The organism is Methanobacterium alcaliphilum (assembly GCF_023227715.1).
Lineage (GTDB): Archaea > Methanobacteriota > Methanobacteria > Methanobacteriales > Methanobacteriaceae > Methanobacterium_E > Methanobacterium_E alcaliphilum.
This window is the reverse complement of record NZ_JALKIF010000014.1, coordinates 20,230-34,882: the sequence shown is the minus strand read 5'-3', so window position 1 is coordinate 34,882 and position 14,653 is coordinate 20,230. Positions and strand designations below refer to the sequence as shown.

Here is a 14,653-nt window from a genome sequence, read left to right as displayed (position 1 = left end):
TTAAAAACAATATTATTTTTGAATAGATAAATTTTTGCTTAAGAACCATTAAAGAAAAAATTATTATTTAAACCCTTTGGGAATACACCAGTTCTTTGAATGTAATTTTAAATAGTGCTCTGTTTTCACTTTTAATTTCCATGTTACCATCAATTTGATCTACTAAACTAGTAACTAAATAAAGCCCTAATGTAGGTTTTTTTTCCAGATCAATTTGTTTGGGAAATCCAATCCCATTATCTTGGACAATCAATTCATATTTTCCATTAAGTTCATGGAGTGAAATTCTAATCTCTCCATCGACGCTTCCTTCTGAAAAAGCGTGTTTTAAGCTGTTTGAAACCAGTTCATTTACAATTAGGCAGCAGGGAACTGCGGTTTCAATATTTACATAGATTTCATCTAGATCTGTTATTAAAAGAATTTTGCGAGGACGGGCGGAATATTGTTCAAACAGGTAATTTGATAATTTTTCAATATAAGTTTTTAAATTAACTTTGGAAAGTTGATCAGATTGATATAATAATTCGTGGACAATAGACATTGTTTTTATTCGATTTTGACTATCCTCAATCATTTCTAGAGTGTTTCTTTTAGAGTCCCAGTATTTTTGTAGATTCAATAAACTGGATATTATCTGCATATTGTTTTTAACTCTATGGTGGATCTCTCTAAGCAAGGTTTCTTTTTCTTCGAGAGATTTTTTTATTTCTTTTTCTGTATTTTTGTTTTGGATAGCTAAAGCATAAAATTCTGCAATTCTCTCAATAGATTTGATATCATTTTGGATATAATCTCTATTAGAATTGGCCAGTGCAATTTGACCCACTAATTTTTCCCTTAAAAATACGGGTACTGATAAAAATCGTCTTAATTTCACATGCCCCTCAGGGGTTCCGTGTGACGATTCGTGAGTTTGTGGAGTGTTGGTGAAAAATGATTTACCTGTATTTAAACAGTGTCCCCAAAGCCCCTCATATTTTCCTTGGACATTTTCCGTAAATGATCCTCTTTCTCCATTTATCATTACCTTACAATTGGCCATCATAGGGGTAAGTGTGTGTGCGATGTTGTATTTAGTTTGAGGATCTATGGATGAAACAAATCCTTGATCACTGTCTGTCAACTGTTTTGATTCTTTTAAAATAGCGAATGCAACGTCTTCTATTGTTGAATCAGGAGATATTATTGGAGAGTATATGCGAGCTAAGGCCTGAGTAATTTTAAGTTCCCTTCTTAATTTAATACGGGATTGTTTTTTATCGGTTATATTCAGTACTGACACTAAACTATTTTTAGTGCCGGGAATCATAGCAACGCTCATGTAAACGTCTATTATATCTCCATTTCGAGTTTTAACTCGACTTTCATAATTTTTAGGAACTTTAGTTGGATCAATTCGTCTTAGTTTGTGATATTTTTTCATTCTTTCTAACTGGTCTTTTCTAAAAAATTCAGTCCAACACATTTTATTTTCAATATTGTCTTTAGAATAACCTGTAAGTTTAGTAAATTCTTCATTTACCAATGATAATACCATGTTGTCTTCACTAATGGCCATGGCAGTACCTGTGTTTTCAAAAATGGCCCTGTACGTTGTTTCCGAAACCTTTAAAGCTTCTTCTGCTTTTTGACGACCCACTACTTTCCAGACGGCATCTATGAGTAATTCTAATTGTAGCAAATCGGTTTTAGTATAATCATTTTCTTTGTTGGCCACACCAACTACTGCTACAACTTCACCTTTACTAAAAACAGGAAGGGTCATGTATTTGTAAATGGGAGTATTTATCCGCCGATATCCTTTTTTAGGGATGTAAGACTTTTTAAAATCATTTAAAATTAGAGGGGTTCCTTTAAGGACGGTTTCACTCAAAACACCGGTTTTTTCTAACTCATAACTGTTATTTGATTCAGAAATAGAACATTCTTCCATAATGCTCTTAGAACAGCTTTTTAAGACAAATTGCTTTTTATATGGGTTATAATGATAAATATGACCTATTTTACTTCCAGTGAGCTCAATAGCCTTCTCAAGTGCATAATCCAATAAATTCTGGACTGATTTTGGAGTATACTGTAAAATTTTCACTAAAATTTTTAGTCTATTTTCATTTAATTTTAATTCTTCTTCCGTCTGTTTTTGTTTTGTTAAATCATCGTAAACTGCCACTAATTCTCCGGAGGGTAATTTGTAAATATAATTCTCACGCCAACCAGAGATTCTTTCGTCTTCATAAAAGGAAGTAGGGAATTTTTCAGGAGTACCTGTTCTCCATACTCGTTGTAAAACTTCCAATATTCCAAATTTTTCGGCACCCGGAAAAACTTCAGTAATTTTTTCACCAATTACATCTTCTCTATTCAGATTTTCTATTCTAGCACCGGCTTGGTTGAAATCTTTAAATATGAAATTTTTACCATTTTCCACGGCATCATAAACTGCAACTGCAGTGTTAATATTTTCAAATATCCCTTTATATTCTTGTTCTGATATTTTAAGAGATTTTTCAATATCTTTTAATCGAGTAATATCCGACATAACTCCAATCATCCCTGCTAAATTGCCTTCAGGGTCATTAAAAGTATTTTTTGTAAATAGGATATCGTGAATGGTGCCGTCACCATATTTAACAGGGGCCTCATAGATCTGGGTGCCTGGATTATCAAACAACTCTCTGTCTTTTTCATGGAATTTATTTGCTAAATCTAGAGGATTAATATCATAAACAGTTTTACCGATAATTTCTTCTTTATAAACACCTAATTTATCTTCAAAAGCTTTATTACAACCCTGATATTTGTAATCAGTATCTTTGTAAAATACGGGGCTGGGAATACTATCCATTAAGTACTGCAGAAAATTATACTGTTCTTTCAATGTTTTTTCAACATTTTTAAGGTCTGTAACGTCTCTAATAACACCTACTAAATATTTTTCTCCGGATTTATCAGTGTAAAGTATTTTTTTAGTGATTATGGTTCTTTTATCTTTGTTAACTGTGGTAATCTGTTCTTCATTGATATTTTCCTGCCCACTTTCAAATACTTCTTCATCTTTTTCCCAGAAGATATCGGCCTCATGGTGAGGGAAGAAATCATAATCTGATTTGTGTAATAAATCTTCTTTTGAATGACCTATAAACTCACAAAAAGCGTCATTTATCAAAATCCAACGATGATTCTTATCTTTTACAAATACTGGATCAGGTATCGAGTTAATAATTTTATCAAGGTAATTTTTGGATCTCCATATTTCGTCTTCCATTTTTTTCCTTTCACTTATATCTAGATTCATACCGATAATTCTCGTGGCAACATTGTTTTCATCGAATTCAACACCTTTAGCCACGCCTAAAATCCATTTTATAGTTTTATCCTTACAAATAACACGATATTCTATTTCAAAATTTTTTACTTTTTCTTTAATCTGCTTATTAAGCTTCTGGCTGATTTTTTCCCGGTCTTCAGGATGGATTAAATTAACCCAACTATTATAATTGGGAAAAAATTCATTTACCGCATAACCGAACATTTTGTAATATTCTGGTGAAAAGTAAACTTTTCCCGTTGCAATGTTCCAATCGAATATAGCGGCGTTGGCACTTTGCAAGGCTACTTTCAATCTTTCTTCACTACTTAATAGCTTGGATTGAGTTTTTTTCAATTCAGTAATATCTATAGCGGATGCTAACCATTCTTTCGTGCCTGGGATGGATACCACGGAAACATACATATGTAGCAAATCGCCATTTTTCTTAATAAAGCAAGATTCATATTTGGAGGGTACTGAAACATCGCCTTTGACTCTTTTTTGATGGTAATCTATCATTAAATCAATATAATCTGGATGGACGAATTCCATCCATTTCATCTTCCCTTCTACTTCTCTTTGGGAATAACCTGAAACTTTCTGCCACTCAGAGTTAACCATGAGTATTTTTCCATCACTATCAAAAAGTAATGTGGCCGATCCGGCGTGATCAAAAATAGTACGATATTTTTTTTCAGAATCAATAATTTTCTGGGCTGCTATTTTTTTATCGGTTATGTTCTGGCTGAAAACTGCTAACTTGGTAACTTTACCATCTTCAATTATAGGATTAATTCGGTGATGAAAATAAGCCCCTTCATATTCGCCTTCAAACTCAACGCTTTGCTTGGTTTTTATGGATGTTTTAAAATAGTTAGAGCGACAATCCATAAATTTCTGATCAACAATATTTTTGAGCTCAGTACCAACCATTTTTTCTTTGGTTAATCCAAAATAATTGGCAACTGTATTGTTGGCAGCCATTACAATTCCATCGGTATCAACTAAAAATAAAGAATCATTTGAAGAATCAAGTATGGCATTAGAAACTCTTTCACTATCTTTTAACTTTTTATCATTTTTGCTTTTATATATGGCAAGTTCAAGAGCATATTTTAGTTCATTAGGATCGTAAGGTTTTATTAAATACCCATAAGGTTGTGTATGTTTTGCTTTTTTAACAGTCGCTTCATCTGAATGGGCGGTTAAGTATATTATGGGGATATTATATTTTATTATCTCTTCAGCCGCATCTATCCCATCCATATCTCCTTTTAAACTAATATCCATCAAAACTAAATCTGGCATTATCTCTTTTGTTTTATCTATTGCTTCATGGCCTCTGGAAGCAACATAAGGGACTTCGTATCCCAATGATTCCAGTCTTCTCCTTAGATCTAGAGATTCAATGGCATCATCTTCCACTATCAATATTTTAAAAGGGGACATTAAATGCCTCGCAGCAACTACATAATACCATATGCAGTATAATATATGTGCCTCTTTTATTAAATATTCCAGCTTTTCCATAACTTACAAAAATCACAATATTTAAAATGAGATAGATAATGAATGGAATATTCAATACTTTAATCAAGTATATTCTGCAAATAACTATTTGATGAAAAATATGCTGAATTGCAGCAAATACTAATGGTTTATTGGGAACATATGCATAATTACTCATCTATTTAATATTATTTCGTGGTGATGATAATGAAACTTAGAATAGCTCTCCCCTCAAAAGGGAGGATAAGTGAACCTGCAGTTAACTTACTGGCTAAAGCCGGCATAGGTCTAAAGGATAATACTAATCGAAAATTATTTTCAGATACTTATCATCCGGATATAAGTGTCATGTTTACTCGGGCTGCAGATATACCTGAATTTGTTGCGGATGGTGCGGCGGATATGGGAATAACTGGTTTAGACTTGATTGAAGAAAAAGATGTGAATGTTGAAATATTAGAAGACCTAAATTTTGGGAAGGCAAGTTTAGTTTTAGCTGTACCCGAAGAATCACCTATCGCCTCTTTACAAGATATTAAATCAGGCACTGTTGTGGCCACAGAATTCCCTAATCTCACCAATAGATACCTTAAAAATAATGGCATTGATGCTAAAATTGTTGAATTAAGTGGTTCCACGGAAATTGCCCCATTCATTGGTGTAGCGGACATCATAACTGATCTAACTAGTACTGGAACTACATTAAAAATGAACCATCTGAAAATAGTTGATACAATATTAAATAGCTCCATAAAACTAATTGCTAATCCTCAAAGCTACCATGAAAAAGGAGAGATTATTGAGGAAGTACGTACTGGTATAAGGGGTGTAATGGATGCTGAAGGCAAGAAACTGATTATGCTCAATGTCAATGAAAATCAGCTTGATCAGGTTACCAAGGCTATGCCGGGTATGACTGGCCCCACTGTTTCCCGGGTTTTATCCAGTGATGATATAATGGCTGTCCATGCAGTAGTGGATGAACATGAAGTATTTAATCTTGTGAATCGCCTTAAAAAATTAGGGGCAAGGGACATTTTGGTAGTTCCTATCGAAAGGATAATATGATTTTTTTAAAGAATTGGTGATGAGTTGAAATTTTTAAGATTTAAAAAACGGGGAAAGATAAAAACAGGATATTTAAAGGGGGAAGAAATAATTGAAACATCTTTTCCAATTCTAGATGCATTGAAATCCCCTGAAAAAGCATTTAAATCAAGCATACAATCGTTCCTAAAAGAAGAAGTTCAAATATTGTCTCCGGTCATACCTTCAAAAATAATCTGTGTGGGTTTAAATTACAGGGATCATGCGCGGGAATTGAATATGGAAATCCCGGAAGAACCCATAATATTTATGAAGCCACCTTCAGGGATCATTGGTCAAGAAGATGAAATCATATATCCTCAAACATCTCAGGAAGTTGATTACGAGGCAGAAATGGCAATTATAATTTCGGATAAAGCCAAAAATGTAACTTCAACTGGGGCTGTGGATTTCATCGGAGGTTATACTGCGATGAATGATGTTACTGCTCGGGATATTCAGAGAAAAGATGGGCAATGGACAAGAGCCAAAAGTTTTGATACTTTCTGCCCGTTAGGGCCATGTATAGAAACTGAAATGGATCCAGATAATCAAAACATCTCTTTAAAATTAAATGGGGAATTTAAACAGAATTCCAATACAAAAAACATGATTTTTAAAGTAAGTGATTTGGTGGAATTTATATCGGATGCTATGACTTTAAATCCAGGGGATGTTATTGCAACTGGTACTCCTCCGGGGGTTGGGCAAATGTATCCTGGAGATTCAGTACAGGTCCAGATAGAAGATATTGGAATACTGGAAAATAAAGTTATAAAATATTAAATCAGGTTAAACGTTCTAATTTAATTTCATACTCTTTTTTAAAGTTTAAAACTAATGCTGCTGATGTTAAAATTAGAAATATGGCAAAAATCCCTACCAAAACAGGTTCTCCTTTTTGAAGGTAGTATCCCGGACTCATTATCAGAGTATAAAATAACATTCCCAGAGCAACTAAATTTAAATTGTAAGCTTTCCTTTTTTTCTTCAAAATACTGATTCCTGAAATTATTAGCATCATTGCAGTAGTGAATTCAGCTATTAAATGTAGAGTAATTTCGGCAGGTTTAACTAAAAATTCCCCTACTTGCCCTGTTAAAATAAATAGTATCCACGTGGCAGTTATTAAAATGCCCATAAAAAGGGAGTAACTTGCAACTATATTTCTTATCATCATTATAATCACTGTTTTTGATTTAAATATGGCGATTAATATATTTTAGCACATAATTATCTTTTAAAAAAGATGAAATTCTATTTTTAGCGAGGTATTATTTAAAAAATAGAAAAATCAAGGTAAATATCAACCATTTTTCATGGCCCATGGAACCCACAATGCAACACATAGGGCCCCTATAATAACTATTGATATTATAAACGCAGCTATGTTCTGAATGATACTGAAATTTTCAGCATAGAAAAATAGCCACAGTCCCAATGCCAACAACCACATAAAACCGATAATTATGGTGGCATATACTCGTTTAGCTTCTGGTTTTTTCTCCATTGAAAATCCTCCATAAATTAAAGTGTGGGAATAATATTTTTTACAATTATTCCATATAAATTGCAGGTTTATAGGGCATGGCATTTTTGGATTTACCTTCTGGATCATAGTCTGGTTCGTCATGAATACTAATTTCAGCGCCAGCTTCCAGGGAGACATAGTCAAGGGCATCAGTGAGTATCTGGTATTCATCCAAATAACCTACATATTTGATTCGGGTCATTTCTCGGCTTATTTTTTTAGCAAACTCTGCAATTTCTTTTTTATCGTCATGAACATTTTTTTGAATAGATTGCCCCATGATTCTACCAATATCAGGTCTACCTACTTCTTGGGCAATATCAAAAACTTCCCATTTCCATTTAGGCGCTAAATATATATGGATCTTGCTAGGAGCAACATCAACAATCTTTTTAATCTCCGAAATGTCCTGCACCAACCCCTGCACGATTTCTTCTGCTTTCTGGATATTTTCATCGATTAATTCTTCATCATAAACTGGCCATGGTGCGTTGGAAACAAATCCTTCTCCACCATATTTTTCCCATAGTTCTTCACATGTGTGGGGAGTGAAAGGGGCCAGTAATCTAATCCATGATTCTAGGACGGTTTTTAGTACTTCTGCAATCTTTAAACGCTCTTCTTCATCACTAAGGTGATGTTCTATACGGCGGAAATAGTGATCCATATCTTTTTTTAGGAGGAAAAGTGCATCTTGAACTGCTTTTCTGGTCTGGAATCCGTCTAAAGCTTCACTCGCCTCTTTGATTCTTAAATGGAGCTGTCCTAATATCCACTTACTTATAAATCGTTCCGGCGGATTAGAATTCATTTCAGCGAAATTCAAAGGTGATTCATTGATTTTCTCCACTTTTTCTGCAAATTCCACAAACCACTCTAACCGCCTTTTAGTTCCTTTAACTTCTTTTTCTCTCCAATCAAAGTCCTGCCACGGCTCGGCAGAAGACATTAAAAACAGTCTTACGACATCCGCGCCATGTTTTTCAATAGCATCAAAGAGAAGTATCACATTGCCTTTGGATGATGACATTTTATGTCCTTCTAAAAGGCCCATTCCAAAAACAACAGCTCCTTTAGGCCATTTATCTTCAGGAAATATCGCTGCATGATGGAATATATGGAATGTAAGATGGTTTCCTATCAGATCTTTTGCTGAAAGTCTCCAGTCCAGAGGATACCAGTAGTTGAATTCGTCCTGCATTTCTTTAGTGAGTTGTTCTGGCAGGGCAACATTGGTATTATGGCCTAGAAGAACCTTGTTAAATAATTCATCATTTAAATCATCAGGGTTGATATCTTTCATATATTTGGCAAGGGTATAGTAAGACATGTAAATTGTTGAGTCAGTTAAGGGTTCAATAAGCCATTGAGAATCCCAGGGGATTTTGGTTCCAAGGCCAATACGCCTGGAACAAGCCCAATCATGGAGCCAACCAATATAATACTCAAAATTAGCTCTAACTTCTTCGGGAATAATATTCATTTTTTCCAGGCAATTTCTGGTGGTATTTTTCCAGTCTTCATCAGAATATTTCATGAACCATTGGTCTTCCATGATTTTAACAACACATTTTCCACCGCAACGACAAATAACTGGCCTTTCTGCGAAGTCATACATTGAATCAGCTTTACCTTCCTCTTTTAAGGTAGCACTGATTTCATCTCTAACAATAGCAACTTTACCTCCAGCATAATCAGGAATGTGCGGGCTCATGGTACCTTTGGCATGTTCTATTTTGTAAAGTTCGTTAGTAGCATCCTTAATTTTAGGATCGTTCTGATTTTCAACTTTAAAACTTTCAATTACATCTTGAGCCGGAAACTCACCATAATCTTTAAGGGTTATCACATTAATGGGCTGAATTCTATCAACAATTTCTTTAATATCATATTTTTCTAGAACTTCAGCATTGTTCTTAAGATCATTTAATGCTATTAAATCTGCAGGAGCGTGGCCTGGAACTGAGAAAACCACACCACTAGCATATTCCGGGTCTACAAAGCTGGCAGGGAGAATGGGATGTTCTTTTCCAGTGACAATATTTTTAACCATCCTACCTATTAGTGGCTGTGGATCCACTTCTTCTATAATTTCCAGGTCTTTGCGTTGGTTTGATAAGTTAATGTAAGATTCTTTACTGATTAACCATTCTTCACCACATGTTTTAACCTTGAAATATTCAACTTCAGGGTTCAACCATAAATTTGTGGCACCATAGATTGTTTCAGGACGGAAAGTAGCAGGAACCAGATAATAGCCATCTATTTCAAATTTAAGAAGGGTTAGCTCATTAATTCCCACACCTTCTCCTTCTAGGAGGTCGTGATCACCCACTGGATTTTTACACTCTACACAGTATTTTACAGGGTGAGCTCCTCTTCTTACTAGTCCCTTATCTTTAAGCTGGCGAATTTGCCATTCAATAAATTTTTGATAAGATTCATCAGTAGTCCTAAATTCTCTTCTCCAATCTATGGAAAAACCTAAATGTTCCATTACGTTGTGATATTCGCTACTGAAATAGTTTACTATGTATTCTGGATCTGAAAACTTTGCAAGTTCTTTTTCGGGCACTTTATGGACGTTTTGGTAGATATTAAGTGTCCAAGGGTCTTGACGTTGTATCCGTTTAGCAATGCCTATAACTGGGGCCCCGGTTACATGCCACCCCATAGGAAATAGTACATTAAAACCTTGCATTCTCTTAAATCTGGCATAAACATCCGGAACGGTATAAGTACGCCCATGTCCAATATGCATGGCTCCACTAGGGTAAGGATAAGCTACAGTTAAGAATATTTTTTCCCGGTTATCTGGATCAGATTGAAATATCTTTGATTCTCGCCATTTTTTCTGCCATTTGATCTCCATATTTTTCTGCAATCGATCACCGCCATTGTAAAATTGATTTTTTTTAAAATTTAAAAGTATATATATTTTTAATAATGATAATTAGCTTCATGATTGACTATATTATAATTTATAAGTATTTAAACGAAGTATAATCCCATATTATGGTTCTAAGTAAATATTAAATACAATTATTTAATTAGTTTATTTATTCGAATAAGAATTATTTAAAGGGTCAGTGTCTACTTCTTTTTTTAACCAGTTGAAATATTCTCCAGACCCTGCTATTATTGGAAAAGCCACTATACATGGATTTTCATAGCTGTGAAGTTCTTTTGTACGGGTTATTATCTTATTAATATTTTTGGAAGTAGTTTTTAGCATTAAAATTGATTCTGAGTCTTCTTCCAGTTTTTCAGCCCACCAGTAAAATGATTTAATTTTTGGAATTATATTGCTACAAGCTGCCAATCGTTCTTCTACTAATTTTTTACCAATAAATATTGATTCTTCTTTACTGGAAGTAGTTATGTAAATTAAAGCGAACATTTAATCCTCTTTATTTAATTTAAGATTATTACCTTAAAACAGGTATTTCTGGAGAACACAATTTATGATTGGATTTTTTGACCTTTTCTCGAATTCTTTTAACGTCATTTGGAGAAATATCCATTTTTTTAGCAATTATTTCATCTTCCATACTTTGATCAATCATTAGATAAAGCAACTGGTCAAGGAGATTGTAAGTCATTCCCAACTCCTCTTCGTCTGTTTGCCCTGGCAACAATCCTGCGGTGGGTGCTTTTCTAATAATTTCTGCAGGAACTTCTAATATGGATGCAATCTGCCTAACATGAGTTTTATAGAGGTCTCCAATAGGGAGCATATCTACTCCTCCGTCACCATACTTGGTAAAGTAACCCACTAAAAGTTCGCTTAAGTTGCCTGTTCCTGCCACTAATAAATTCAAGGAATTAGCATGGTAGTACAGAATCATCATCCTTATTCTAGCTTTTAAATTAGCTTCTGCTAATTGGTTAGCTTCATGAGAACATAGCTCTTTAAATGGTTCTATTAAAGAATCTATGTGTATGGTCTCACATTCAATACCCAGATTTTCTCCAACCAACAGGGCATGTTTTATGTCTTCTGCAGAAGTGGTTTCACTAGGCATGATTAGGCCCATAACATTTTCTTTTCCTAATGATCTCTCACAGAGATAGGCAACAGTTGAAGAGTCAATGCCGCCACTCAATCCTAATACAACACCATTAGAATTGGATTCATCAACTTTTCTTTTTATAAACTCTTCTATTTTTGCTATACTGGTTTCTTCATTTATATTAGGAATGAGATTTATTTCTACCATATAATTCCTCATTAAGTAGATTATGTTTTAGTTTTTGAATTAATCTTATTGAATATTGTGTGCAGTATAATGTTTATAACTAATCATAAGATAAGTTTAAAAGCTAGAATAATATATTCGATATAACTAATATAAGAAGGAAAAACATATTCTCTAAATACCTTTTTATTCTGACTTAATTCAGTTAATGTAATATAGGAGGCATATAATGGCTTTTAAAGACTTATTTAAGTTTAACAAAGGAAAAACAACTTTTGTATTTGTAGGTGGAAAAGGAGGAGTAGGTAAAACAACAATGTCTGCAGCTACTGCAATTTGGATGGCAGAATCTGGTAAAAGGACTCTTATAATATCTACTGATCCAGCACACTCTTTAGGTGATTCTCTGGAAAGACCACTAAGCCACGTACCTACGTTCATTCAGGAAAATTTATATGCGTTGGAAATTGATCCTGAAGTTGCTATGGACGAATATCAGGCAAAAATGAAACAACAAGCGGCATTAAACCCAGGAATGGGTATGGATATGCTTCAAGATCAAATGGATATGGCTTCTATGGCTCCGGGAATAGATGAAGCAGCTGCTTTTGATAAATTTCTCCAGTACCTAACTACTGATGAGTATGATGTGGTTGTATTTGATACTGCACCTACGGGACACACTTTAAGGCTTCTTTCCTTCCCTGAAATGATGGATTCCTGGGTAGGGAAAATGATTAAAGTCCGAAAACAAATTGGGAGCATGGCTAAAGCATTCAAAAATATCTTACCATTCATGGGAGATGAAGAAGAAGAGGATAAAGCTTTAGAGGACATGGAAGTCACTAAAAAGAAAATAAAAGAAGCCCGAGCAGTAATGTCTGATCCGGAAAGGACTTCATTTAAAATGGTAGTAATTCCTGAAGAAATGTCCATATATGAGTCTGAAAGAGCAATGCAGGCTTTGGATAAATACAATATCCATGCAGATGGGGTAATTGTGAATCAGGTTTTGCCCGAAGTATCGGACTGTGAATTCTGTGAATCCCGACGTAAATTGCAACAAGAAAGATTAAAAATGATTCAAGCCAAATTTTCAGATCAACTGGTTGCTGAGGTACCTTTACTCAAGGAGGAAGCTAAGGGAATTGATACTTTAGAAAAAGTTGCTGAATTATTATATGGTAAACCTACAGGAGAATAATTAAAATCCTGTATTTTATTTTATTTAAAAAAACAATCATATAATCAATTTTTTCGGTTATAATTCTATATTTTTCCTAAGATTGGTTTTAAGGTTTAATTAATCTTGGAAATGTTTTTAAACTTCTCGCCTTAGGGTTTTTTTTTAAGTTAGTATTAAAATATTAATTAAATTTTATATATTTTTATTATTTTTGAGAATTTTAAATAGTAAAACAGAAAAAAGTTATTTGTATAAACATTTATCTTATCATTAAATTGGATAAAAAAATGAGATTTGTCAAAAATATTTACTGTACTAATTATAAAACTAGTATAGGAATTTTTTAAAAAGGACTCTAAATTTAATAATTATAGTGGTGATTAATATGAAAGTATCAGTATATGGTGCAGGAAACCAGGACCTTTATGTAAACCAATTAAAATTGCCTGAAAAATACGGCGGAGAAGCCCCATATGGTGGAAGTCGAATGGCCATTGAATATGCCAAAGCAGGCCATGACGTAATGTTAGCTGAACCTAATCGGGGAATGTTAACTGATGAGCACTGGAAGATTGTGGAAGAAGCAGGAGTAAAAGTAACTTCGGATGATGCAGAAGCAGCAAAACATGCGGAAATAGCAGTTTTATTCACTCCTTTTGGTAAAAAAACCTTTGAAATTGCTAAGGAAATAACCAAACACATGCCTGAAAATGGAGTTATTGCTAACACATGCACTGTTTCCCCAATAGTCCTTTACTATGTTTTAGAAAGAGAACTTAGAAGAGACCGGAAAGATATAGGAATTGCTTCTATGCATCCTGCGGCTGTCCCTGGAACTCCTCAGCACGGACACTATGTTATTGGAGGACATTCATCCAGTGAAATGGATATTGCTACTGAAGAACAAATTCAAAAATGCGTATCTCTAGCAGAAAGCTGCGGTAAAGATGCTTATGTCGTTCCTGCAGACGTATCCTCTGCAGTGGCAGATATGGGATCTTTGGTCACTGCAGTTACATTATCTGGAGTATTGGATTACTACTACATAGGTACTCAGATTATTAAAGCACCAGAAGAAATGGTTGAAAAACAAATTCTGATGACTTTACAGACCATCGCATCGTTAGTGGAATCTTCTGGAGTAAATGGTATGCTTAAAGCAGTGAACCCAGAACTGCTAATTAAGAGTGCTAAATCCATGCACTTACTGGAAGAACAGGAAGAACTGGATGCTGCTTTAAATACTCTGGATAAATTAGATGACAATGTAAAACAATGGATTGAAAAAGGTACCATCCAACCAACTAATCTTGTAGCAGCTCAAGCTCTGGCTAGAGAACTGCAGAACTTAATGGGCGAAACTGCAGCTGAAGGTACCATCAGAAGATGTATGAGAAAAATGTTTGAATAACTCAACATTTTCTATTTTTTAATTTTATTTTTAATGATTCACATGTTGATTAGAGATATAAAAACTGCTAAATATTTTGTAACAACTGATAAAACGACTTTATGTGAATTATTACACCCTCAACGTGAGGAAGAAGAAGTTAAAATGAATTGTAGTATTTCGTGCGCTACTCTTCCACCAGGGGATGTTTCTCATCCGCATCGTTTAAAAACTTCTGGTGAAGTATATGTTATTTTACAGGGTAAGGGTATAATGCATATAGATGATGAAGAAGCGTTTTTAGAACCAGGACAAGCAGTTTATATACCTCCCGGTGCCATGCAGTTTATCCAAAATATTTCAAATAAAGAATTAAAGTTTCTTTGTGTAGTATCTCCTCCATGGAGTGCAGAAGATGATGAAATATGTTTGGAATGAT

Annotated in this window: 11 protein-coding genes; 5 read left to right on the top strand and 6 right to left on the bottom strand. The window is 34.2% G+C overall.

What is annotated here, in order from left to right; translation table 11 throughout:
• Nucleotides 1-67: 67 nt before the first annotated feature.
• Nucleotides 68-4,843, bottom strand: a complete 4,776-nt coding sequence (locus MXE27_RS10265) for a PAS domain S-box protein (RefSeq protein ID WP_248612346.1) — start codon at nt 4,841-4,843, stop codon at nt 68-70.
• A 186-nt stretch (nt 4,844-5,029) separates the two neighbouring features.
• Here MXE27_RS10265 and hisG point away from each other — a divergent pair, with 186 nt between their 5' ends.
• Nucleotides 5,030-5,890: an ATP phosphoribosyltransferase gene (hisG, locus tag MXE27_RS10260; protein ID WP_248612345.1), complete on the top strand. Its 861-nt coding sequence runs from the start codon at nt 5,030-5,032 to the stop codon at nt 5,888-5,890.
• A gap of 24 nt (nt 5,891-5,914) precedes the next feature.
• Nucleotides 5,915-6,694, top strand: coding sequence for a fumarylacetoacetate hydrolase family protein (locus MXE27_RS10255; RefSeq protein ID WP_248612344.1), 780 nt, complete (start codon nt 5,915-5,917; stop codon nt 6,692-6,694).
• Between the two features lies 1 nt (nt 6,695).
• Here the strand turns inward: MXE27_RS10255 and MXE27_RS10250 are convergent, their stop codons facing one another.
• The 5 genes from MXE27_RS10250 to MXE27_RS10230 form a co-directional block, all read right to left on the bottom strand.
• A complete protein-coding gene (locus MXE27_RS10250; protein ID WP_248612343.1) occupies nt 6,696-7,085 on the bottom strand; it encodes a DUF8058 family membrane protein in 390 nt (129 codons plus the stop codon).
• 129 nt (nt 7,086-7,214) lie between these two features.
• Nucleotides 7,215-7,418, bottom strand: coding sequence for a hypothetical protein (locus tag MXE27_RS10245; protein WP_248612342.1), 204 nt, complete (start codon nt 7,416-7,418; stop codon nt 7,215-7,217).
• A 46-nt stretch (nt 7,419-7,464) separates the two neighbouring features.
• Nucleotides 7,465-10,323, bottom strand: a complete 2,859-nt coding sequence (leuS, locus tag MXE27_RS10240; protein ID WP_248612341.1) for a leucine--tRNA ligase — start codon at nt 10,321-10,323, stop codon at nt 7,465-7,467.
• A 171-nt stretch (nt 10,324-10,494) separates the two neighbouring features.
• Nucleotides 10,495-10,839, bottom strand: a complete 345-nt coding sequence (cutA, locus tag MXE27_RS10235; protein WP_248612340.1) for a divalent-cation tolerance protein CutA — start codon at nt 10,837-10,839, stop codon at nt 10,495-10,497.
• 28 nt (nt 10,840-10,867) lie between these two features.
• Nucleotides 10,868-11,659, bottom strand: coding sequence for an NAD+ synthase (locus MXE27_RS10230; RefSeq protein ID WP_248612339.1), 792 nt, complete (start codon nt 11,657-11,659; stop codon nt 10,868-10,870).
• 208 nt (nt 11,660-11,867) lie between these two features.
• Here MXE27_RS10230 and MXE27_RS10225 point away from each other — a divergent pair, with 208 nt between their 5' ends.
• From MXE27_RS10225 to MXE27_RS10215, 3 genes are all read left to right on the top strand, one after another.
• Nucleotides 11,868-12,842 carry a TRC40/GET3/ArsA family transport-energizing ATPase gene (locus MXE27_RS10225; protein ID WP_248612338.1) on the top strand — a complete coding sequence of 325 codons (975 nt, stop codon included), beginning with the start codon at nt 11,868-11,870 and terminating at the stop codon, nt 12,840-12,842.
• A gap of 367 nt (nt 12,843-13,209) precedes the next feature.
• Nucleotides 13,210-14,235 carry a H(2)-dependent methylenetetrahydromethanopterin dehydrogenase-related protein gene (locus tag MXE27_RS10220; RefSeq protein WP_248612337.1) on the top strand — a complete coding sequence of 342 codons (1,026 nt, stop codon included), beginning with the start codon at nt 13,210-13,212 and terminating at the stop codon, nt 14,233-14,235.
• Nucleotides 14,236-14,277: 42 nt separating this feature from the next.
• Complete coding sequence (locus MXE27_RS10215; RefSeq protein WP_248612336.1) at nt 14,278-14,652, top strand: cupin domain-containing protein; 375 nt, start codon at nt 14,278-14,280, stop codon at nt 14,650-14,652.
• Nucleotide 14,653: the final 1 nt, after the last annotated feature.